The 23209-nt window shown below is 74.7% G+C and carries 15 protein-coding genes, 1 tRNA gene and 1 pseudogene; 12 read left to right on the top strand and 5 right to left on the bottom strand.

Annotation, left to right across the window (positions count from 1 at the left end):
• Positions 1–16 precede the first annotated feature (16 nt).
• The 4 genes from lanKC to ABZ567_RS11840 all read left to right on the top strand — a co-directional run bounded on the left by lanKC (position 17) and on the right by ABZ567_RS11840 (position 6682).
• On the top strand, positions 17–2725 hold the full coding sequence (gene lanKC, locus ABZ567_RS11855) for a class III lanthionine synthetase LanKC (protein ID WP_360787258.1): 2709 nt from the start codon (positions 17–19) through the stop codon (positions 2723–2725).
• Positions 2722–2850 (top strand): SapB/AmfS family lanthipeptide, encoded by a 129-nt coding sequence (locus tag ABZ567_RS11850; protein ID WP_015037662.1) that lies wholly within the window; start codon positions 2722–2724, stop codon positions 2848–2850. Before lanKC ends, ABZ567_RS11850 begins: the two co-directional genes overlap by 4 nt.
• 146 nt (positions 2851–2996) lie before the next feature.
• Entirely contained in the window at positions 2997–4874 is a 1878-nt protein-coding gene (locus ABZ567_RS11845) for an ABC transporter ATP-binding protein (protein ID WP_360787255.1), read from the top strand.
• A gap of 101 nt (positions 4875–4975) precedes the next feature.
• Positions 4976–6682 carry an ABC transporter ATP-binding protein gene (locus tag ABZ567_RS11840; protein WP_360787253.1) on the top strand — a complete coding sequence of 569 codons (1707 nt, stop codon included), beginning with the start codon at positions 4976–4978 and terminating at the stop codon, positions 6680–6682.
• Positions 6683–6706: 24 nt separating this feature from the next.
• Here ABZ567_RS11840 and ABZ567_RS11835 read toward each other — a convergent pair whose 3' ends face one another.
• The 3 genes and pseudogenes from ABZ567_RS11835 to ABZ567_RS11825 form a co-directional block, all read right to left on the bottom strand.
• Positions 6707–7318, bottom strand: coding sequence for a response regulator transcription factor (locus ABZ567_RS11835; protein ID WP_360787251.1), 612 nt, complete (start codon positions 7316–7318; stop codon positions 6707–6709).
• Positions 7319–7644: 326 nt separating this feature from the next.
• Positions 7645–7718, bottom strand: a tRNA-Pro gene (locus tag ABZ567_RS11830).
• A 53-nt stretch (positions 7719–7771) separates the two neighbouring features.
• Positions 7772–10443, bottom strand: a pseudogene (locus tag ABZ567_RS11825) (AAA family ATPase).
• Between the two features lie 221 nt (positions 10444–10664).
• Here ABZ567_RS11825 and ABZ567_RS11820 point away from each other — a divergent pair.
• On the top strand, positions 10665–11213 hold the full coding sequence (locus ABZ567_RS11820; RefSeq protein WP_360787249.1) for a DUF309 domain-containing protein: 549 nt from the start codon (positions 10665–10667) through the stop codon (positions 11211–11213).
• Between the two features lie 5 nt (positions 11214–11218).
• On the opposite strand, the gene ABZ567_RS11815 is transcribed toward ABZ567_RS11820, so the two are convergent.
• Entirely contained in the window at positions 11219–11593 is a 375-nt protein-coding gene (locus ABZ567_RS11815; protein WP_360787246.1) for a DUF488 family protein, read from the bottom strand.
• An 81-nt stretch (positions 11594–11674) separates the two neighbouring features.
• Entirely contained in the window at positions 11675–12277 is a 603-nt protein-coding gene (locus tag ABZ567_RS11810) for a TetR/AcrR family transcriptional regulator (RefSeq protein ID WP_360787244.1), read from the bottom strand.
• 148 nt (positions 12278–12425) lie between these two features.
• Between ABZ567_RS11810 and ABZ567_RS11805 the strand changes: the two genes are divergently transcribed.
• The 7 genes from ABZ567_RS11805 to ABZ567_RS11775 all read left to right on the top strand — a co-directional run bounded on the left by ABZ567_RS11805 (position 12426) and on the right by ABZ567_RS11775 (position 23029).
• Complete coding sequence (locus ABZ567_RS11805) at positions 12426–13325, top strand: phosphatase PAP2 family protein (protein ID WP_360787241.1); 900 nt, start codon at positions 12426–12428, stop codon at positions 13323–13325.
• Complete coding sequence (locus ABZ567_RS11800; RefSeq protein ID WP_360787238.1) at positions 13322–14458, top strand: DMT family transporter; 1137 nt, start codon at positions 13322–13324, stop codon at positions 14456–14458. Before ABZ567_RS11805 ends, ABZ567_RS11800 begins: the two co-directional genes overlap by 4 nt.
• A gap of 109 nt (positions 14459–14567) precedes the next feature.
• A complete protein-coding gene (locus ABZ567_RS11795; protein WP_360787235.1) occupies positions 14568–15575 on the top strand; it encodes an SPFH domain-containing protein in 1008 nt (335 codons plus the stop codon).
• Entirely contained in the window at positions 15572–16471 is a 900-nt protein-coding gene (locus ABZ567_RS11790; protein WP_360787232.1) for a hypothetical protein, read from the top strand. Before ABZ567_RS11795 ends, ABZ567_RS11790 begins: the two co-directional genes overlap by 4 nt.
• Positions 16472–16673: 202 nt before the next feature.
• Positions 16674–17549, top strand: coding sequence for a GNAT family N-acetyltransferase (locus tag ABZ567_RS11785; RefSeq protein WP_360787229.1), 876 nt, complete (start codon positions 16674–16676; stop codon positions 17547–17549).
• Positions 17550–18218: 669 nt separating this feature from the next.
• Positions 18219–19913 (top strand): S8 family serine peptidase, encoded by a 1695-nt coding sequence (locus tag ABZ567_RS11780; RefSeq protein ID WP_360787643.1) that lies wholly within the window; start codon positions 18219–18221, stop codon positions 19911–19913.
• A 227-nt stretch (positions 19914–20140) separates the two neighbouring features.
• The gene (locus tag ABZ567_RS11775; RefSeq protein WP_360787227.1) at positions 20141–23029 is read left to right on the top strand and encodes a LuxR family transcriptional regulator; all 2889 of its coding nucleotides are present in this window, start codon (positions 20141–20143) and stop codon (positions 23027–23029) included.
• Positions 23030–23209: the final 180 nt, after the last annotated feature.

The following is a 23209-nucleotide window of genomic DNA, read 5'->3' as shown; positions in this document are numbered from 1 at the left end:
CCGGAGGGAGTGCGTTGTGAACAAGGGGTACGCGGTCTTCTGCGACGCCGACCGCCACTTCTACGACGCCCCCCACCGTCTGGTCTTCGCCGACGGAGCGGGCGACTCCCTCTACCCGGCCGCCGCGCTCCCCGTCCCCGAGGGCTGGACCCGCAACCGGACCGGCGACTGGCTCGCCCTGCGTCCCGTGGGCAGCGTCCTCCCGGCGCAGGGCTGGAAGATCCACGTCTCGGCCGGACTCGACAACGCGGAGACGGTCCTCGCCACGGTTCGCGACTACTGCCTGCGTCACGACGTGGCCTTCAAGTTCGTTCCGAGCCGCTACCTGCTGCACCAGCGCAACGCCAAGTACGCGGACCGCGCCGGAAGCGGCAAGTTCATCACGGTGTACCCGGCCGACGACGAGCAGTGCGAGCGGGTGGCCACCGACCTGGCGGGTCTGCTCGACGGCGAACCCGGCCCGTACATCCTCAGCGACCTGCGGTGGGGCCGGGGGCCCGTGCACCTGCGGTACGGCAGCTTCGTCCGCCGTCACTGCTACGACGAGCACGGGGAGCTGCGGCCGGCCGTCGAGGACGGCTCGGGCACCCTGGTACCCGACCGACGCGGTCCCGTCTTCCACGTGCCCGAGTGGGTGACGCCGCCGGCCTTCCTGCGCCCGCACCTCGACGCGAGGGCCGCGGTGACCGTCCAGGACATGCCGTACGAGATCGAGAAGGCCCTGCACTTCTCCAACGGCGGCGGGGTGTACGAGGCCCGGCACCGGCAGACCGGCAGACGGGTCGTGCTGAAGGAGGCGCGCCCGTACGCCGGGCTGGCCGCCGACGGGGCCGACGCCGTCACGCGGCTGCACCGCGAACGCAGCGCGCTGGAGCGGCTCTCGGGGCTCGCGTGCACTCCGGAGGTCCTCGACAGCTTCACCGTCGGCGACCACCACTTCCTGGTCCTCGAATTCGTGGAGGGCAAGCCGCTCAACACCTTCTTCGCCCGCAGGCATCCGCTGATGGAGGCCGATCCGTCCGCGGAACGGCTCGCCGAGTACACGGAGTGGGCCCTGCGCGTGCACGGCCTCGTCGAACAGGCCGTGGCCGCGGTGCACGCACGCGGAATCGTCTTCAACGACCTGCACCTCTTCAACATCATGCTGTCCGAGGACGAGTCCTCCGTGGTGCTGCTGGACTTCGAGGCGGCGCAGCCGGCCGCCGAGGGCGGCCGCCAGACCGTCGCCAACCCGGCCTTCGTCGCACCCGCCGACCGGCGCGGCGTCGACGTGGACCGCTACGCCCTCGCGTGCCTGCGGATCGCCCTGTTCGTCCCGCTCACCAGCCTGCTCGCCGTGGACCGGGCCAAGGCCGCGCACCTGGCGCAGGTGGCGGCGGCGCAGTTCCCGGTACCGCCGGAATTCCTGGACGAGGCGGTACGGGAGATCACCCGCGATCCGGCCGGAGCCCCGCCACCCGACGGTTCCTCCGCGTCCGGCGCACCGGTGTCCGGCGCGCCCGCGGCCGGCCGGCCGCCGGCCCGCGCCCGGTTCCTTCCCGAGGAACCCGGGAACTGGCCGCACAGCCGTGACTCGATGGTCGGCGCGATCCTCGCGTCGGCGACGCCCGACCGGGAGGATCGTTTCTTCCCCGGTGACATCGCGCAGTTCGCCACCGTCGGCGGCGGCCTGTCCTTCGGCTACGGCACCGCGGGAATCCTCCACGCCCTCCAGGAGAGCGGCGCCGAGCGATGTCCGGCGGCGGAGGCCGGACTCCTCCGGCACGCCAAGGAGCCCGAATCCGGCACCCCGCTCGGCTTCTACGACGGGCTGACCGGCATCGCCTGGACCCTCCAGCGGCTGGGCCACACGGCCTCCGCCCTCGAACTGGCCGAACTCGTCCTCGCCGAGGACCACGACGCCCTCGCCCCCGACCTGCACGGCGGAACGGCCGGCATCGGCCTGGCCCTGGACGCCCTGGCCGGCGCCACCGGCGAGACGGGCCTGCATGACGCGGCCCTGCGGTGCGCGGAACTGACGGCCCGTCCGCCGGTCGCGGCCTCCGGGGCTCCGGGGGCGGCGCCGGGCCGGACGCGGACCGGACTGCTGCACGGTGGGGCCGGCCGCGCGCTGCTGTTCGTACGGCTCTACGAACGCACCCGGGACACCGCCCTTCTCGACCTCGCCGCCGAAGCGCTCCACGACGACCTCTCCCGCTGTGTGCGCGGAATCTCCGGCACCCTCCAGGTCGACGAGGGCTGGCGCACGATGCCGTACCTCGGCGCCGGCAGCGTGGGCATCGGCATGGTGATCGACGACTTCCTCCTGCACCGCCGCGACGACGCCCTCGACCGGGCCCGTCACGAGATCGTGCGGGCGGCGCAGGCCACCTTCTACGCCCAGCCGGGACTCTTCCGCGGTGCCGCCGGGATGGTGCTCCACCTCGCCCGCACGAACGCCGGCGGACCCGGCACGACGCCCGCCGACGTACGCCGCCAGATCGGCTGCCTCACCTGGCACGCGATGTCCTACCGCGGCCGTCTCGCCTTCCCCGGCGAACAGATGATGCGGCTCTCCATGGACCTTTCCACCGGCACCGCGGGCGTCCTGCTGGCCCTCGCGGCGGCGCTGGGCGACCGCCCGGCCCACCTGCCGTTCCTCCCGCCGCTTCCGCGGCCCCAGAACCGGCCCCGTACCGGGGTCGTCCATGCACCACCGTCCCCACACGAAAGGAAACGATCATGAACCTGTTCGACCTGCAGTCGCTGGAGACCCCCAAGGACGAGGCCATCGGCGACGTCGAGACCGGCAGCCGCGCGAGCCTTCTGCTCTGCGGCGACAGCAGCCTCAGCGTGACGACCTGTAACTGACCCGGTCCGGCTCCGCGCACGGCCGCCGTTCAGGCCGTCGCGGAGCCACGGTGCCCCTGGAGCGTGTCTCCCGGGGCACCGGCCGTCGGGGGCCGATCGCGGGCGACCCGGCGGCGGGACCACACCCGCCAGGAGAAAGGGATCGGATGGCCCCGCCGACCGGTTCCGACCGACTGCTGCGCGGCGCCGTACGGCACACCGCGGGCACCACGGTCGCGCTGTTCGCCTGCTCGGTCGCCGGCGCGGCCTGCTCGCTCGCCGTCCCCGCCACGGCCGGCCGGACCCTCGACCTGCTGCTGCACCAACGCCCCGGCGCCGGAACCTGGTTGGTGTGCGTCGCCGTACTGCTCGCCGCGGAGGTCCTGCTGGAGACCGCTTCGGTCCTGCTGACCCAGCTCACCAACGCCCGCGCCACCGCCTGGATCCGCACCCGCGCGCTGACCGGACTGCTCCGTACCGCCCCCCACCGCGCCGCGGCCCACTCGGGCGGCGACGTCGCCGCCCGGCTGTGTGTCAACGCCTCGGACAGCGGCACCGCACCGGCGGCGCTCGCGACCTTCGTGTCCTCCGTACTCGCCCCGGCGGGCGCCCTCGTCGCGCTCGCCCTCATCGACCTCCGGCTCGCCCTCGTGTTCGTCGCCGGCCTGCCCCTGCTCCTGCTCCTGCTGCGCGCGTTCGCACACCAGTCGTCCGACACGGTCGGCCGCTACCAGCAGGCGCAGGGCGCCGTCGCCGCCCGGCTGGCCGAGGCGCTGCGAGGCGCGCGTACCATCGCCGCCGCCGACACGGTGCGCCGCGAGGAGGAGCGCGTCCTCGCCCCCCTGAAAGACATGGCACGGCACGGCACGCGCATGTGGGTCGTCCACGGCCGTGCCGTGGCCCGCAGCGGGGTGCTGCTCCCGCTGCTCACCACGGCCGTCGTGGCGGTGGCGGGGACCAGGCTGGCCTCGGGGGAGCTCAGCGTCGGCGAACTGCTGGCCGCCTCCCGGTACGCCGCCCTCGCCGCCGGCATCGGAGGCATCGCGGCACCGCTCGGCACACTGGTCCGGGCCCGCAGCGCCGGACGGCGTACCGCCGAACTGGCCGACCTCCCGGCGATGTCGCACGGCTCCGCCGTCCTGCCGGCCGACGGGACCGGCGGTCTGGAGCTGAGGGGAGTCGGGGTGGCGCGCGACGGCGTCCCGCTGCTCACGGACGTGACGCTCACGGTCGACGGCGGATCGACGGTCGCCGTCGTGGGCCGTTCGGGCGCCGGCAAGTCCACCCTGGCCGCCGTCGCCGGCCGGTTGACGGACCCCGACGCGGGACGCGTCCTCCTCGACGGTGTCGACCTGGCCGAGCTGCCCCACGCCGCACTGCGCGGGGCGACCGCCTACGCCTTCGCCCGGCCCGTCCTCGACGGCGGCCCCGCCGCCACGGTCGGCTCCGCCGTCGCCGCCGGGATCGGCCCCGGCCGGGGCCCCGCCACGACCGCCGAGATCGTGCGGGCGGCGACGGCGGCCGGGGCCGACGCCTTCATCCGTCTGCTGCCGCGCGGATACGACACCCCTCTGGACGAAGCGCCGTTCTCCGGTGGCGAGAGCCAACGCCTGGGCCTGGCACGGGCGTTCATCGGGGCGGGGCGCCTGATGATTCTCGACGACGCGATGTCCAGCCTCGACACGGCCACCGAGCGACAGGTGGAGCTCGCCCTCTCCACCCTTCCGCGTCCTTGCACCAAGGTGATCGTGGCCCACCGGGTGTCCACCGCGGCCCGTGCGGACCGGGTCGTCTGGCTGGAGGCGGGCCGGGTACGTCGGTACGCACCGCACCATCGGCTGTGGGAGGACCCGGACTACCGCGCCGTGTTCCTGGCGGAGGCGCCGACGCCCGCCGGTGGGGCGGGTACGGGCGCCGCCACGGAGGCCGCGGCGGCATCGGCCCCGCATCCGCCGTCGAAGCCCGCGGCGGTACCGGCGCCCGTGGCGCGACCGTCCCGTTCCGCAGACCGCTCCGCCCCCGAAGTCCTCGGGGCGGGCGAATGACGACGGAGGAGAAGACGGGCCCGGCCGCGGCCCGGGACACCCGGGCAGCCCTCCGCTCACCAGGGCCGGCCGCGGACCAACCCGGCACCACCCGGCGTCTCATGTCTCTCGCGAAGGTCTTTCTCGGACGCCGCACGGGCGTCCTGGTCAGACTGGGCGCGTGGTCGGCCGCCGAGTCCACGCAGACGTTCCTCGGCGGCTACTGCGTGGCCCGGTCCCTGGACGACGGCTTCCTGCGCGGCGCACCCGCGACCGGGCTGCTCTGGCTGGCCGGCGCCGCCGTGGCCATCCTCCTCGGCGCTCCGGTCGTCCGCGGGGTCTTCGCCCAACTCGCCCACCTCACCGAACCGTTGCGCGACCACCTCGTACGGCGGTCGGTGGAGCACGCGCTGCGCCGCGCCACCGCCGAACGCGGCACCGTGGACACGACCGCGGTGTCCCGGCTGACCAGCCAGACCGAGATCGCCCGGGACAGCTTCGCCGGACTGGTGCTCGCCGCCCGCTCCTTCGTCTTCGTCGCCGCGGGAGCCCTCGTCGGTCTGCTGTCCCTCGCGCCGCAGTTCCTGCTCGTCGTCCTCCCGCCGCTCGTGCTGGGCCTCGCCCTGTTCACCGCCTCGCTGCGGCCCATGGCAAAGGCCCAGCACCGCTACCTCGACGCGGACGAGGCCGTCGGACGGCGCGCCGAGATCACCTGCTCCGCCCTGCGCGACACCGTCGCCTGCGGCGCCCAGGAACCGACCGCCGCGCACAACCGCCACGCGATCGAGGAGGCCGCCGCCGCCCAGCGGGCCATGGCCCGCTGGGCGGCGGTGCGCACGCTCTCCGTGGCGACGGCGGGCCAGCTGCCGGTGCTCCTGCTGCTCGCCGCGACCCCGTGGCTGCGTCGTCAGGGCGTCACGACGGGCGCCCTGGTGGGCGCGCTCACCTACGTCCTCCAGGCGCTGCTCCCCGCCCTGCAGACGCTGATGACGGTCCTGGGCGCCGCGGGAGCACGCCTCTTCGTCATCCTCGACCGACTCACCCGGCCGCTGCCCGCGCCCGTTCCTCCCGCGGCCCCGCACGGCCAACTCTCCCGTACCGGCCGTGCGGCTGGGGCCCTCGAGCTGAGCCGGGTCCGGGCCGCGTACGGGCCCGGCACCCGCGCCGTCCTCGACGGTCTGGAACTGACAGTCGAGGACGGGGAGCACCTCGCCGTCGTCGGCCCGAGCGGCATCGGCAAGTCGACCCTGCTGCAGGTCGCGGCCGGATTGCTGACGCCCGACCAGGGGGACGTACGCCTCTCCGGCCGCCCCGTCGGACAGTGCACCCCGCCGGAGCTGGCGGCCCTGCGCGTGCTGATCCCGCAGGAGGCCTACGTCTTCACGGGCACCCTGCGGGACAACCTCCGGTACCTACGGCCCGACGCAGGCCGGTCCGACGTCGACGAGGCCGTCCGCGTCCTGGCCCTCGAACCGCTCGTCGAACGTCTCGGCGGACTCGACCGGCCGCTGACGCCGGAGACCCTGTCCCTCGGCGAGCGCCAGCTGATCGCCCTGGGGCGCGCACACCTCTCCCCCGCCCCGCTGCTGCTGCTCGACGAGGCGACCTGCCACCTGGATCCCGTCGCGGAGGCCACGGCCGAGCACGCCCTGCGCGCCCGGCCCGGGACCCTGGTCGTGGTGGCCCACCGGCTGTCGTCCGCTCTGCGCGCGGACCGCGTCCTCGTCCTCGACGGCACCCGGGCCCAGTACGGCACCCATGAGGACCTGCTCGCGTGCTCGGCGCTCTACCGCGACCTGGTGGGGCACTGGAACGACGTCCCGCGGTGAACGGAGGGCGTCACGCGACGGCGGTCAGGTCCATCCGGCGCCCTGGGCGATCCGGATGGCGTCCACCCGGTTCCGCGCGCCGACCTTGCGGATGACGCTCGCCATGTAGTTGCGGACGGTGCCTCGGGACAGATACAACGCCGCGGCGATCTCGGCGACCGGTGCTCCCTTCGCCGCCAGCGAGAGAACCGCCAGCTCACGCCGGGTCAGGGGCATCTCCGCGGCCTGGAGGAACCCGAGGGCGAGCGTGTCGTCGATGAAGCGCTCACCTGCGGCGACACAGTGCACCGCCTCCAGTAATCGGCTCTTCGAACCGTTCTTGTCGACGAATCCCGTCGCGCCCGCGGCGTAGGCCCGACGCAGTACGCCGGGCCGCTGCGCGGGGATCAGCGCCAGCAGCGGCGACCCATCCGGAGCGGCCGACGTCGCCGGTGCCGACGCGGTCGGGGACGCGGCCTCGGTGGGCGGCAGACATTCGGCATCGGCGACGTACACGTCCGACGCCGTCGTCTCGTGCGTCGGGCCCAGCGGCCAGTTCGGCAGCGAGGACACCACCGAGCACCCTCCCGACCGCAACAGGTCCACGAGCGCAGCACGTAGGAGCTGTGCTTCGTAGACCACCGTCACTCTGAGCATTCCCACCCCTTCGGTCCTCCGTCATGCCATGGGGGCCTGACGTGAGCAGCCACCCCACCCCTCTGCCCCTGCCACGGGAGAGAGAACGCGGCAGCGGGCGCACAGGGGGCGCACAACGGCGCGCTGGGGCCGGATCCGTTCCCTCGTTCCGACCGATCCGCAGGTTGCCGGGCTGCGCCGTCGAACGGAGCACATAAGGAATGTCCAGATCACATGCTCGCCCGTCGCCCGCCCAGGCGAGTTGGCTCCCGACTGGACCCCGGAAACGACCAAGGGGCCGTTTCAGATTGCTCTGAAACGGCCCCTGATCCAACGACTTCGAAAAGTCGGGACGACAGGATTTGAACCTGCGACCCCTTGACCCCCAGTCAAGTGCGCTACCAAGCTGCGCCACGTCCCGGTGCGCGTCTCCGCCGGGTTTCCCCCGCGTCGGCGTGCAGGGAAAACACTACCTCACTCCGGAGGGCGGGATGACGCACGGGCTGTCACCGGGTCCGTGGCGGCGGGGTCGGCGCCGCAGGTGGCCGCCAGGGCCCTCGCCTCGGCGAGGGTGGTGGCGGAGCCCGTGGCGTGGGCGAGGTCCAGACGGGCTCGGGCCTCCTCGTAGCGGGAGGGGGACGCCGCCAGGTGCTCGACGGCCCGGGTCAGGAGGCGGCGGGACTCCTCGGGCTCGGCGAAGAGGGCCAGGCAGCGGAGGGCTTCGCCCAGGACGGTCGGGGTGCCGAGGCGTTCGGCGCGGGCGTGCGCCTCGGTGGCGATGCGGGCGGCGCGGTCCGGATCCGTGGCGGCGAGGGCGCGGGCCAGGTCGAAGGGCCAGGGCGCCCAGAGGCCGTGGTGCCTGCCGCGGCCGGCCAGGGACTCCGCCGCCGCTTCGAGCGTGGCCACCGCCTCCTCGCTCCGGCCCTCGGCGAGCAGCAGCCGGCCGAGGACGCTGGGGCCGTCGGGCAGGACGATCGCGCCCGGCCAGGGCGGGCCGAAGGCGTAGCGGTCGGCGACGCTCCGCGCCTCGGCGGTACGGCCCCGGGCGACCAGGGTGTCGATGAGGAGGCAGGCGGTGTCCCAGTGGACGGGGAGCCCGGTGCCGACCCGGTCCGCGAGCCGGAGCCCTTCCTCCAGGTGGTGCTGCGCCCGGGGCAGGTCGCCGCGCCGTCGGTGGACCAGGCCGAGGAGGGTGTGGGCGAAGGCGAGGTGGGCGCCGCTCCAGCCGGAGATCTCGAAGGCCCGGACCGCTTCGCCGAACAGTGCCTCGGCCCGGTCGGGACGGTCGGAGAAGGCGTACGCGATGCCCGTGAGCGCCGGGATCTCGAAGCCCCAGGTGGTGTCGGTCCAGCCGAGTCCCCGGGCGGGTGCGCCGTCGACGAGGGTGCGGTCGCAGAGCCGTACGATCTCGTCGGCGGGTTCGCCCCGCATCATCCCGTCGAAGGCCCGTACGGCGACGAGGGCACGCTCGGAGTTGTCGGCGCAGGTGAAGTGCTCGGTGAGTTCGGCGAGGCGGCGGGAGCGGCCCTGCCCGTCCTCCTCGGCGGCCTGGAAGCCCTCGAACATGAAGTGCGCGGCCTGGAGGCGTCGGCGGCCGGTGCCGGGCGGGGTCCGGGTCGCCGCCGCGCCGGCGGTCCTGGCGGCCTCCTGGAGCTGGTTGTCGTGGGCGAGGGCCTGGGCGAGCCGGTGGGTCGCGTCGATGCGCAGTGCGTCGTCGAGGCCGGGCAGTTCGAGCGCGGACCGCAGGTGGCGGACGGTGGCGCCGGGTGCGGTGAGCAGGGACGCGCAGCCGAGTTCGTAGAGGACCCGGCGTACGTCTCCGCGCCCGGCGGTTCCGCGAGGGCGCGCCCCAGACAGCGGCGGGCGGCCTCGGGGGCTCCGACGGCGAGGTGCTCCACGGCGGCGGCCCGCAGTTGGCGGACGACGTCCTCGTCGTCGTCCGGGTGGACTTCGAGGAGGTGGCGCGAGACGGCGGCGGGGCCGAGGCCCGCCGAGGTGAGCGCCCAGGCGGCGCGCCCGTGCAGGGCGGTCCGGAAGGCGGGCGGCACGGATCCGTAGACGGCGGTCGCGATGAGCGGGTGCGCGAACTCCAGCCGGTCGGTGGAGGAGGGCGGCACCGCCTGCCTGGTCTGCACGATCCGGGCGTGGCGTAGCCGGTCGGTGTGTTCGGCGACCTCGGTCGGGGGCATGCCGGTGAGTTCCGCGAGGAGCTTCGGTGTGCTGTCGGAGTCGAGGACGGCGATGGCCCAGGCGAGGCGGGTGGGTCCGGGGCCGAGCGCTTCCAGACGGGAGACGAGGCCTCCGCCACGCGCGGCCGCGCCGAGGTCGCGGAGGAGCGCGGCCGATCCGGCGACGGGTTCCAGCATCCGGTCGCGGACCTTGGCGAGGAGTTCGACCGTCTCGTACGGGTTGCCGGAGGTCACGGTCCACAGTTCGTGGCAGAACGGTTCGTCCGCGTGCCCGCCGAGCACGTCACGGGCGAGTGCGGCGGTGGCGGTGGGCGTGAGGGCGTGCAGACCCAGGGTCAGGACGGCGCGGTCGCCGATGTCGGCGAGGGTGGCGGGCACGCCGGCGCCGTTCGGTTCCGTCTGCAGGGGGCGGTGGGCGAGGATGACGAGGGCGGGCAGCCGGCCCTCCCTCGGGATCCGCGTGAAGGTGTCGAGCCAGTCGAGGGATTCGGCGTCGGCCCACTGCGCGTCGTCCACGAGCAGCACCAGCGGCCGGTCCCGCAGCCGCTCGGCGAGCCGGTCCAGGAGCCTGGCGAGTCCGTCCCGTACACCCTGGGGGTCGGCGGGCGCCGCCGAGGGCGGCGGCGCGAGACCGAGCGCGGGCGCGAGGAGGTCGAAGTGGCCGCCGAAGAGGTGGCGGACCTCCTCGGCACCGAAGCCGTCGAGGGCGGGCTGGAGGAGCTGTCGGGCGAGGTGGAAGGGGACCGAGGTGAGGGTCTCGCCGCCTCGGGCGGTCAGGACGGTGCACCGGTCCTGGGCGGTGCGGCGTATCTCGGCCAGGAGCGCTGTCTTGCCGATTCCCGGCTCGCCCCGGTAGACGAGGATGCCGCCGCGCACGGGTCCGCCCGCCGTGGCCGCGGCGACGAGTTCGTCGACGGCGTGGACGGCGGCGGCGAGCTCGGGGCCGCGTTCGAGCAGCCCGTCGTTCCGTGCGGCGACGGAGGCTGCCGCACGGCCGGGACCTGCGGGGGTCTCGAAGGGCCTGACGGGCGGCGACTGTTCGGATTCCGACGGCACCGGTGACTCACTCCCCACACGAGCAACTGCCTTGATGTGACCCGCGTGACCCACGCGGACCAGCGACCCACTGGATCGTTGAGCCTAGCGGTCCTGATCGTCGGAAGGGCGACAATGAACGGGTGAAGCGGACAGCGAGTGACCGTGGGAGAGACCGTGATGACGAGGGGCGGGCCCGCAGCGCGCGTCCCCGGGACGGTCTCGGCCGGCCCCTGCCGTACGGGGAGGAGGGTGTGCCCCGGCAGCCGGAGGGCGTGGTGCGCGGGCCCGCCGAGACCCTGCGGGAGGCGCAGCGGCTGTTGGACGCCGGGATGCCCTTCCACGCGCACGAGGTCTTCGAGGACGCCTGGAAGTCCGGTCCGGAATCGGAGCGGGAGCTGTGGCAGGGCCTCGCGCAGCTCGCCGTGGGTCTGACGCACGCCGCCCGGGGCAACACGGCGGGCGGGGCGCGGTTGCTGCGCCGTGGCGCCGACCGCCTCGCGGGCGGGCCGGCCGGGAGCGCGTCGGCCGCCGGCGCGTACGGCATCGATGTCGGCGGGCTCGTGTCCTGGGCGCGGGAGCTGGCCGACCGTGCGGAGGCGGCGGAGGCGGCGGCGCTGGTGGCGGGGACCGGTGGCGCGGTGGTCGACGCGGTGGGTGAGGCACCCCGGTTGTGCCGGGGGACGACGTAGGGCGGTTACGTCCCGGCCGGGTCGAGGGCGCTTCGCAGCACCGCGGTGTGGGCGGCGGCCGGGTCCCTGGCCGCGGTGAGCAGGGTGACGGTCTGTCCGTTCGCGAGGTCCCGCAGCCGGTCGAGAGCGGCGGCGGCCTCGGGCGCGGCGAGTTCGGCCTCGTAACGGCGGCGGAACTCCTCGTACTCGCCGTCCGGTCCGTGGTACCAGTGGCGGAGTTCGGTCGAGGGGGTGAGGGCCTTGGGCCACTCGTCGATGCGGGCGTCGGTCTTGCCGAGCCCGCGCGGCCAGAGCCGGTCGACGAGCACCCGCACGCCGTCGTCGGGTGACGGGGCCTCGTAGACCCGGCGGACACGGACGTCATGGCGGTGCGCGGGCATGCTCCCAGCGTGCCGGACGGGCCGGGCGGTGTCGTGGCGGTGGGGGCCGACCGGGGGGGGGACGGGGAGCGTCCTCGGGCGTCAGGCCCCGGTGCGCAGGGCCGGGAGGAGGACGGCGTCGACGAAGCCGCGCATGCTCGACGCGTCGGTGAAGCGTTCCTCGAAGAGGCGCTCGACGCGGAGCATGCCCAGGAAGCAGGGCGCGACGAATCCGATCGCCGGGTTGTCGGCGTCGACCTCGCCCCGCTCGACGGCCCGCGCCACGACCGCGTCGATGGCCGCGACCTCGGGGGCGATGACGGTCTCGCGGAGTGCGGCGCGCAGGTCGGGGTGCTGGATGAAGGCCTGGGCGACGGCCTCCATGAGTTCGGCGTCGCGTTCGTGGTGGGACGCGGCGATACGGGCCGCCTCCCGCAGGTCCCCGGCCAGGGTGCCGGTGTCGATGCCGGCGAAGACGGTGCACCGGCGCTGGGCGAGCGCGGCGGTGACGAGCTGCGGTTTGGTGCCCCACTGGCGGTAGAGCGTGGCCTTGCCGCACTTGGTGCGGGCCGCGACGCCCTCCATGGTGACCGAGTCGTAGCCGCCTTCGCGCAGGAGGCAGAGCACGGCGTCGTACAACTCCGTCTCGCGCTCCGGCGTGATCTTGCTGCGGCGGGCTGCGGCGGTCGCGGCCTCTGTGGACATCGATCCCTCCCGGACACCTGGTCGTGCACATACGAGAGTAGGGGGTGCACAATCGAGACGCAACCGTATCGAGACGCTTGCGTCTCGATGAAATCGGATCTAGGCTCACTCCGTTTGTTGCCGATGGGACGGATTAGAGGGCCGCGCGATGGCTGCCGGGATACGCGGGATACGAGGACCACGTCCTGCAGGAACGGGGCTGACGCCCACCCCGGGCCCCTCCGGGCACGCCGGCGGAGGCGGCGACGGCAGCCCCGCACCGGCGGCGGAAGCGGACGGCGAGCGCTCCGGCGAGTCCGCCAGACCGCCCCTGCTGCGCGAGCTCGCCCTCGTGACCGCGCTCTTCCTCGTCTACAAGTGCGGCCGCCTCTTCGCCAACGGCCACGAGACCCGCGCCTTCCGGAACGCCGACCGCGTCTGGGACGCCGAGCGCGCGCTCCACCTCCCCGGCGAGGGAACGATCCAGCAGCTGTTCCTGCACGGTGAACCTCTGATCCGGGCGGCGAACACGTACTACGCGGCCGTCCACTTCCCCGCCACCCTCGCCTTCCTCGTCTGGCTCTACGCGCGCCGCCCCGCCCACTACGTGTGGTCGCGCCGCGTCCTCGCGCTCGTCACCGCCGCCGCGCTCGCGCTGCACCTGCTGATGCCGCTCGCCCCGCCCCGGATGCTCGCGGCCGGAGGACTCGTCGACACCGCGCGGATCTACGGACCCTCGGTGTACGGCGCGACGCCGGAGACGGACTCGATGGCGAACCAGTTCGCGGCCATGCCGTCGCTGCACTTCGGCTGGGCGCTCATGGTCGCGATCGGGCTCATCGCCGCCACCCGGTCCCGCCACCGGTTCCTGTGGCTGCTCCATCCGCTGGTCACCCTGCTCGTCATCGTCGGGACCGCCAACCACTACTGGGCCGACGCGCTCGCCGCCGCCGCGCTCCTCGGCGCGGCGCTGCTCGTCGTACGCGCCCCCGGCCGCCGAGCGGCCTCCCCGCCGCCCGTGCAGCACGCGCCCGGGACGGCCCCTCTCCCGGCAGGAGCGCTCCGTTGAACGCCGCCCTCGGCACCGTCATCGCGGTGCTGCTCTCCCTCGTCTCCGCCGCCGGATACGCGCTCGCCGCCGTCGCCCAGTCCCGGCTCGCCGCCGCCTCCCCCGTCCAGGGCGGGCCGGGGGCGCTGCGCTCGCTGCTCACCCACGGACCCTGGTGGTCCGCGGTCGGCCTCAACGCCGCCGGAGCCCTCGCCCACGTCGCCGCCCTGCACTACGGGCCGCTGACCCTGGTCCAGCCGCTCGGCGCGCTGACGCTGGTGGCGGCGCTGCCGCTGGGCGCGTACCACGCGCGACGGCGGGTGACCCGTACCGAATGGCGGGGCGCGCTGTGGACCCTGGCCGGGCTCGTCGGACTGGTCGCCATGACCGGGCCCGCGGCCCCCGGCGAGGCACTCAGCCTGCGCGAGTCCCTGGTCGTCGCCGGGGCGACCATGGCCCTGATCGCCGCGCTCGCCTCCAGCCGGTCGCACGGTCGCGAGGGCCGGGCGGGTGCCCGGGGCCGCAACGGGCTCGGGCACGCCACGGCCTCCGGCATCGCCTCCGGGGTCGCGTCCGCGCTCACCCAGACCCTGACGGCCGCGTTCGCGCGCGACCTGCCGGGCGGCGCCCCGGCCTGGTGGCAGACGGCCCTCCTCGCGCTCCTCATATCGGGCTTCGCAAGCGGTGGACTCCTGCTCTCGCAGGCCGCCTACCGGGGTGGTCTCGCCGCCCCGCTCGCCGTGGTCAACCTCTCCAATCCGGCGGCCGCCGCCGTGATCGGGGTGGCCCTGCTCGGCGAGACGTTCCGGGCGGGCGCCTGGGGCTGGCTCGTCGCGGCCGCCGCCTCCCTGGTCGCGGCCCGGGGCGTGGTCCTCCTGACGAAGGACGGCTCGGGGGGTGGACAGATGGCCGGACCGGAGGACGGCCCCTCTGCCGAGCCCGCCCCGGCGCCGGGGCCCGGCCCCACGCGCGCGCGTGAGGGCCGGCGGACCCGAACGGTACCGCCGCGCGCCATCGTGGGGTCCGACGCGGAAGCGGCCGTGGTCGTGACCCCGGCACACCCGGCACGCGCCCCCGGTCTGGCCCCCGCCGAGCCGTCCCCACGTCCGGCGCCGCCCAAGACCGAGCCGCTGCCCGCGACGGTCGGAGGCTGAGGACGCTCGTCCCGGCACAGGGGGCGGGGCCACCCCTCCCTAATTCGTCACCTTGACGACAAGGGAGAACACCCCCTATCGTCAATTTGACGACAAGGGGGTTCCTCTCATGGCAGACATCACCCGCCGCGCCGGCTGGCGCCACCTGCGCTCCGCGCCCACCGCGCACATCCGCCACCAGCGCCGCGGCCGGCTCGTGCACGACGGCGAGGGGCTGAGCTTCTGGTTCCGGCCGCTCACCGCCGCCCTCTCCGAGGTGCCGGTGAACGACCGCGAACTGGCGATGGCCTTCCACGCCCGTACCGCCGACTTCCAGGACGTGAGCGTCCAGTCCACCGTCACCTACCGGATCGGCGACCCGGCGGCCGCGGCCACCCGGCTCGACTTCTCCATCGACCCCGACACCGGCGCGTGGCGCGGCGCCCCGCTGGAGCAGATCGCCACCCTCCTCACCGAGACCGCCCAGCAGCACGCCCTCGACGTCCTCGCCCGTACCCTCCTCGCCGAGGCGCTCATGGACGGGGTGGCGGCGGTGCGGGACCGCGTGACGGCCGGACTGGCGGCCGAGCCCCGCCTCCCGTCCACCGGCATCGAGGTCGTCGCCGTCCGGGTGGTGGCCATCCGCCCCGAGCCCGAGGTCGAGCGCGCCCTGCGGACGCCCGCCCGGGAGCAGATCCAGCAGGAGGCCGACCGGGCCACGTACGAGCGGCGCGCCGTCGCCGTGGAGCGCGAACGCGCCATCGCGGAGAACGAGCTCGCCAGCAAGATCGAGCTGGCCCGGCAGGAGGAGCGGCTCGTCGAGCAGCGCGGCACCAACGCACGTCGCGAGGCCGAGGAGAACGCCGCCGCCGACGCGGTACGGGCCGAGGCCGAAGCCGTACGGAAGGTCCGTCTCGCCCGCGCCGAGGCCGAGGCGGCACGCGAGATCGGGGAGGCGCGCGCCGGCGCGCAGTCCGCGTGGCTGCGGGCGCACACCGAGGTCGACGCCGCAACTCTGCACGCGCTCGCCGTGACCCAAGCGGCCGAGAACCTGCCCCGGATCGAGCACCTGACGCTCTCGCCCGACGTCCTGACGGGGCTGCTCGCCAAGCTGGGCGAGGGCGGGGCGCGGCCGTGAGCCTGGCGCCGCGCGCGGTGCTCGTGCACCGGACCACGGAGTACGAGGAGCTGCTCGCCCGGCACGGTACGCACGGCCAGGCCGCGTTCTTCCTCGCCGCGCGCGGCCGTTCGGTCGACCCGGTGCGCGAGCGGCACGAGCGCAGCCACCGGGCGCTCGCCGAGGTGGCGGGCGCGGTGCCGCTGACGTGGCGGCAGACCCGGGTGGAGCGGGCCGACCTGGACCGGTTCCTGTTCGGTCCGGAGGACGTGGTCGTGGTGGTCGGACAGGACGGCCTGGTCGCCAACGCGGCCAAGTACCTGGACGGGCAGCCGGTCATCGGGATCGACGCCGACCCCGGGCGCAACGCCGGCGTCCTGGTCCGCCACCGCGCGGACCGGGCGCGGCGGCTGCTGCCGTACGCGGTGGGTGCCGGGGCGACGGTCGACGAGCTGACGATGGTGGAGGCCGTCACCGACGACACCCAGCGGCTGCTCGCCCTGAACGAGATCTACGTCGGCCCCCGCGGCCACCAGACGGCGCGCTACACCCTCGACCTGGACGCGACGGCGGTTCCGCCCGAACCGCAGGCCTCGTCGGGGGTGCTGGTCGGTACCGGCACGGGGGCCACGGGATGGCTGCGGTCGCTGTGGGAGCAGCGCTCCAGCGCGCTCGCGCTGCCGTCGCCGGTGGACGCCCGGCTCGCCTGGTTCGTCCGCGAGGCCTGGCCGTCGCCGACGACCGGTACGAGCCGGGTGGAGGGGCTCCTCGATCCGGGCCAGGGTCTGTGTCTCACGGTCGAGTCGGACCGCCTCGTCGCGTTCGGCGACGGCGTCGAATCGGACGCCCTCGATCTGACGTGGGGGCAGACCGTCCGTCTCTCGGTGGCCGGTCCGCGTCTGCGTCTCGTCCACTGAGGAATGCCGGGAATGTCCCCTCCGGGCCCGCGGCCGGAATCGATCGCCCGTCAACCGGGCCGGTCCCGCGCGACGCTAAGCTCACCGCGCTTTTGCCGGTGTTCCGGGTCGTCCGTGCGCCGCGGCCGATCCGCGCGATCCCCGCGGCCGGACATCCCGCCCCCGCCTGCCCCCGCCCGCCCCGGCCGTCGAAGGAATCCCCATGGTCTCCGTCTCCTCCGGCTCCTCCGGCTCGCTGTCCGTCTCCCCCGCCTCGGCCCGGGACTGGGAGCTTGTGCGTTCCTGGGCCGCCGAGGAGGGGTGGAATCCCGGTCTCTCCGACGCGCGGGCGTTCTTCGCGCAGGACCCCGGGGGGTTCTTCCTCGGGCGGATCGACGGGGAGCCGGTATCCGCCATTTCCGTCGTCACCTACGACGACGCGTACGCGTTCCTCGGCTTCTATCTGGTCCGTCCCGGACTCCGTGGTCTCGGTCACGGTCTCGCCACCTGGCGGGCGGCCCTCGCCCACGCGGGCGACCGGTCCGTCGGGCTCGACGGAGTGCCGGCGCAGCAGGACAACTACCGCCGCTCGGGCTTCTCCACGGCGTACCGCACGGCGCGGTACGTGGGCGAGGTCCCCGCCCCCGACCGTCCCGTGCCCGGTGTGGTGGCGGCCTGGCGGGTCGATCCGGCCGTCCTCGGCGCGTACGACGGCGGCTGCCACCACGCCGACCGGCCGCGTTTCCTCGCGGCCTGGCTGACCACGCCCGGTCACCGCGCCCTGGTGCGGGTCGTCGACGGGCGGGTGACGGGATACGGGGTGGTCCGCCCCGCGCAGGACGAGGCGCGCGTGGGGCCGCTGTTCGCCGACACCCCGGCCGACGCCGCCGCCCTGCTCGACGGGCTGGCCGCCGAGGCGCGGGACTTCGGTGCGGTCCGGATCGCGGTCGACATGCCGGAGTCGAACCCGGCGGCGGCGCGGCTCGCCGAGGAGCGGGGGCTGGAGCCGACGTTCGAGACGGCCAGGATGTACACGGGCCCGGTGCGGCCGGTGGCGCGCGAGCGTGTCTACGGTGTCACCACGCTCGAACTCGGCTAGTGCCTCTCGTCCGGATCAGTCCTCGCGAACCCGGCGTGATCCGAACGAGCGGCATGGGGACACGGCCCGGCCGGCGGACCCTCAGGCGTGATCCCAACGACAGGCCCGAGGGAGCCGGCCCGGCCGACGGACCCGTCCCCCCCACCCCGCGAGGGTCCCCGGGGACGGCCCGGCGGCGGAGAACCGGGGTGCGGGGGGAGCGGGACGCGCGCGGGGGCGGTGCCCGTCGCCCGTCCCCCTCACCGACCCCCCGCAGGCCCCTGAGGGGTGACAAGGGTTTTCCCCGTATCGGGTTCACCCTCCCGTTCCCTACTGTCCTCCGCACCGGCAGATATCATCCCCCGAACGCACCCTGACAGGTGCATGAGGAGGGTGGCGTCCGCCGGGGACGGCCTTGACCCGGGCCGTCGCGCCGGTGGCGGCGCACGGGCTCCCCAAGCCCAGGGACCGACGGACAGCGACCCCACTTCGCCCCGTGTGTCCCGCGCCGCCGCCACTGCTCCGCAGTTACGTCGTACTTGAAAGGGCCACACCTTGAACGGTTCCAGGCGGAGAGTCATATCCGTGGTCGCGAGCGCCGCCATCCTCGGCGCCGCTGCCACCACCTCCGGGGCGTTCGCCGCCGCCCCGGGCGCTGCCACCCCGAAGCCCGCGCCGGCTTCGCAGACGATGCGGGCGATCCCCAGCGCCCCGGTCGAGAAGGTCATCGTCACCTACAAGAGCCAGGCCGCCGAGGCCGGCTCCAACACCGCCGCGAAGAACGACACCGCCGAGAAGGCCGCGAAGACGGGCGAGAAGCTCTCCTTCGAGCGTCGCCTCGCCGGCGGCGGCGCCCTGGTCGACCTGGGTGACAGCGCCACCAAGCAGGACCTGACGGAGGTCATGGACGCGTTCCGCGCCGACCCCGCCGTCGCCTCCGTCGAGCCCGACATCCGCGCCTACGCGATGGCGGCCACGCCGAACGACACCGACTACGCCAAGCAGTGGGACCTCTTCGAGCCCACCGGCGGCATGAACGTTCCTGCAGCCTGGGACAAGACGACCGGTTCCGGCGTCACCGTCGCCGTCATCGACACCGGCTACGCCGCCCACTCGGACCTGGCGACCAACGTCGTCTCCGGTTACGACTTCATCTCGGCCTCCGCCGACGCCCGCGACGGCAACGGCCGCGACGCGGACGCCAAGGACGAGGGCGACTGGAACGCCACCGACAACGAGTGCGGCACCGGCTCCAAGGCCTCCAACTCCTCCTGGCACGGCACCCACGTGGCCGGCACCATCGGCGCCGTCACCAACAACGCCAAGGGCATCGCGGGCATCGCGTACAACGCGAAGATCCAGCCCGTGCGGGTGCTCGGCAAGTGCGGCGGCTCGTCCTCCGACATCGCCGACGCCATCACCTGGGCCTCCGGCGGCACCGTGCCCGGCGTCCCGGCCAACGCGAACCCGGCGAAGGTCATCAACCTGAGCCTGGGCGGCGCCAGCGCCACCTGCCCGAGCGTCTACCAGACCGCGATCAACGGCGCCGTCCAGCGCGGTGCCACCGTCGTCGTCGCCGCGGGCAACAGCAACGCCAACGCCAGCGGCTTCACCCCCGCGAACTGCTCGAACGTCATCAACGTGGCGTCGACCAGCCGTGAGGGCAACCGGTCGTACTACTCCAACTACGGCACGATCATCGACGTCTCCGCGCCCGGTGGCGAGACCCGCCGCTCCACCGACACGCCCGGCACCGTCACCACCCCCGAGAACGGCATCTACTCCACGCTGAACTCGGGCACGACGACCCCGTCGACCGAGAACTACAAGCCCTACCAGGGCACCTCGATGGCCGCGCCGCACATCGCCGGCCTCGCCGCCCTGCTGAAGTCGGCCAAGAGCACCCTCACCCCGGCCGAGATCGAGTCCGCGATCAAGTCCAACGCCCGCCCGCTGCCCGGAACCTGCACCGGCGGCTGCGGCACCGGCATCGCGGACGCCACGAAGACCGTGAACGCGGTCACGGGCACCCCGCCGACCGGCTCCGTGTTCACTAACGACACGGACGTCACGATCGCCGACAACACCACCGTGTCGTCCTCGATCGCCGTCACCGGCCGCACCGGCAACGCCCCCGCCGCCCTCAAGGTCGGCGTGGACATCAAGCACACCTGGCGCGGGGACCTGGTCATCGACCTGGTCGCCCCCGACGGCACGGTGCGCAACCTCAAGGCCTCCTCCTCCTCGGACAGCGCCGACAACGTCCTGACCACGTACACGGTCGACGCGTCGAGCGAGGTCGCCAACGGCACCTGGAAGCTCCAGGTCCGCGATGTGGCCTCGGGTGACACCGGCTACATCAACTCGTGGAGCCTCACCTTCTAAGGCACCACCGCTCCACCACAGACCCACCCCCCACAACAGCATCACTGCTGGTCAGCGGCGCGCTCGTGGTCTACACCACGGGCGCGTCCTGGCGTCCGGCCGCACCGCTCCGCCGGGGTGCCCTGTCCGTATGCCGGACAAGGGGCCTGGACTCCGCCCGATGGCTCCGTATTCTCTGCCCACGGGGCTCTTGGGCCGGGGGCCCGGAGCGGCGGAGGTGGTGGACAGTGACGACAGCCCCGTATGCCGCCCTGCGCGCTGCGGGCGCGGGGGCACCCCTGGCGCCGGTGGGCCGCGAGGAACTCCTCTGCCGGCTGGAACGCGCCCTGCACACCCGGGGCCGCGCCCTGCTCACCGGACCCGCCGGTGTCGGCAAGACCGAACTGGCGCTCGCCGAGGCCGGCCGCGCCGAGGCGCGCGGCGAGACCGTGCTGTGGCTGGCGACCCTGCCGTCCGACCGCGAGATACCGGGCGCCTCCGCCGCCGCGCTCGTGGCCTCGGTGGCGGCCACGGTGGCCTGGCCGGACCTCGGCATCAGCCGGCCCGAGGCGGCCTGCTGGGTCTTCGACGAACTGCCCGGCCCCCAGCGCACCGCCGTCGCCATGCTCTGCCGCGAGGCACCGCTCGACGCGGGCGGCTGGGACCCGATCGCACTCCGCCTCGGCATCGCCCAGATCCTGCGCACGCTCACCGGCCGCGGCCCCGTCCTCCTCGTCGTCGACGGCGTGCAGCACGTCGACGCGGACAGCGCGGACCTGCTGCGGTTCGCCTTCCACCTGGCACCGCCCGCACTGCGCGTGGTCGCCGTCGAGACCCCGGAACCGTATGGCGAGGCCAAGGAACCCCACCGCCCCGAGGACCCCCACGCCACCCACCTCTGGGTGCCGTCCGAGGCGGACGTGCTGCTCGTCCCCCCGCTGCAGGCCGACGAGATCGCCGAGCTCCTCATCCACCACCGGCTCCCCTCCCGGATGGCCGGCCGCATCCACCGCGCCAGCGGCGGCAACCCCCGGCTCGCCCTCGCCGTGGGCCGCTCGCTCGCCGACGCGCGGACCCCCGTGCACCACGCGGAGGCGCTGACGCTCTCCGGGCGGGCCCGCGATCTCGCCCGTCAGCTCCTCGGCGCCGCACCCCTCGCCGTACGCGAGACGCTGCTGCTCGCCGCCCTGGCCCTGCGCCCCTCGTCCACGCTGGTACGGCGGGCCGGGCGGCCCAACGCCGAGGCGGACCTCGCGGCGGCCGAACGGGCCGGACTCGTGTCGCTCGCCGAGGACGGCTCGGTCACCTTCACCGCGGGTCTGCTGCCCTCCACCCTGGTGCACGACGCCTGCTGGGCCGAGCGCAGCGCCGGGCACGCGGCGCTCGCCGAGGTCGTGGACGACACCGTCGAAGCGGTACGCCACCGGGCGCTCGCCACCGACAGTCCCGACGAGGACCTCGCCGCCGAGGTCGCGGCCGCCGCCGATCTGGCCCGGAGGCGCGGGAACAGCGCCCTCGCCGCCGAACTCGCCCTGCTCGCCGCCGAGTCGACGCCCGGCCGACACGGCACACGGCGGATCGCGCGGCTCGTCGACGCCGCCGAGGAGGCCGCCCGCGCCGCCCGCGCCGACCTCGCGATGCGGGCCGCCACCGACCTGCTCGCCCGCGACGCGGCTCCCTCCGACCGGGTCAGGGCGCGGCTCGCCGTACTCGACACGGCGGGCCAGGGTCTGACCGGTCTCGACGAGATGTACGTCCACGCCATGGAGGACTCCGAGGGGGACACCGCGCTGCGGGCGGCCGTCCAGCTCCGGCTCGCCGTCAAGTACGTCCTGGCGGACGGCGATCCGCAGCGCTCCCGTGCGGCCGCCGTCGAATCGGCCGCGCTCGCCGCCTCCATGGGCGATCCGCGTACGGCCGCGCAGGCCCTGACCGTACAGGCGCGGATGGAACGGGCCCTGGGGTCCCCGGACGCGGAGGCGGTGCTCGCGCAGGCACGTGGCCTGGAGCTGGCCGAGCGCCCGCTCGGGATCCGCAACGCGGCCCAGATCCTGACGATCCGTCACGCCCTTTTCGACGACCGGCTCACGGACGCCCGCGACGAGCTGAACGCGCTCCTCCCCCTGGTGCAGCGGCGCGGCTCGGTGGAGGACGCCATCGAGCTGTTCGCCACGCTCGCCGCGATCGAGTCCCGCAGGGGCGCCTGCCCCGCGGCCCTCGCGCACGCGGGGCAGGCCCTCGCGCTGACCCTGGAGGCGGGCCTCTCCCCCGGACCCGCCTGGTACACCCTCGCGCTCGCCGAGACGGCCGGCGGCAGCTTCGCCCGGGCGGCGAGCTACGCGCGGCGCAGCATCCAGGCCTCGGAGGAGGAGGGCGACCGGGTCTTCCTCTCCCGCAGCCGGTACGCGCTCGGCCGGGTCCAGCTGATCAACGGGGACGTCGCCGCCGCCCTGGAGACACTGCGGCGCGTCCAGGCCGACGAGCGCGCCCAGTCGACCGTGGACCCCTCCATGCTGCGCTGGCACGAGGAGCTCGCCGAGGCGCTGCTCGCCCAGGACTCCGGCGACGAGGCGCTCGCGGTGCTCGACGAGGTACGGCCGGTGGCCGCCCGGCTCGGACGCTCCACGGTCCTCCTCGGCTGTGACCGGGCGTACGCCCTGTGGCTCGCGGCCGAGGGCCGGACGGACGAGGCGGTGGAACTGCTCACCCGCACGGCCGAGGCCTTCGGGCGGGCAGGGCTGCCCCTTGAGCGGGGCCGGGCCCTGATCGCGCTCGCCCGGGTGGAGCGCCGAAGACGTCGCCGGTCGGCGGCGCAGAACGCGCTGCACACGGCGGCGTCGGTGTTCGAACGGGCCGGGGCGGCTCCCTGGCTGGCCCTGGCGAGCGAGACCCCGGCGGGCCCGGCGGGCGAGACCTCCGGCGGCGGCTCCGGGGGCGAAGAGGCTCCGGCGGCGCTCTCCACGCTGACGGAGGCGGAACTGCGCCTGGCCCGCCTGGTGAGCCAGGGAGCCAGCAACCAGGAGGCGGCGGCGAAGCTGTACCTGAGCGTGAAGACGGTCGAGGCGCGGCTCACCCGGATCTACCAGAAGCTCGACGTCCGTTCCCGAGCCCAACTGGCGACGGCGCTCAGACCGTGAAGGACGCCCCGCACGGGGCGGGGGCGCAGGCGCAACCGGCCCCGTAGCCGAATCCTCGGTGCGGCTGGACCGGCCCCCGCCGCCACGTACGGAACCGGCTTCGGCGGGAGTACTGGCGCTGCCACTGCGGGACCGGGTACGAGAGGACCGGCCCCGCCCGCACTAGGCGACCCGCCCCGT

It is taken from the genome of Streptomyces sp. NPDC016459 (assembly GCF_040632845.1).
Taxonomy (GTDB): domain Bacteria; phylum Actinomycetota; class Actinomycetes; order Streptomycetales; family Streptomycetaceae; genus Streptomyces.
The sequence above is the reverse complement of the archived record's forward strand: the minus strand, read 5'-3'. Positions and strand labels throughout refer to the sequence as shown.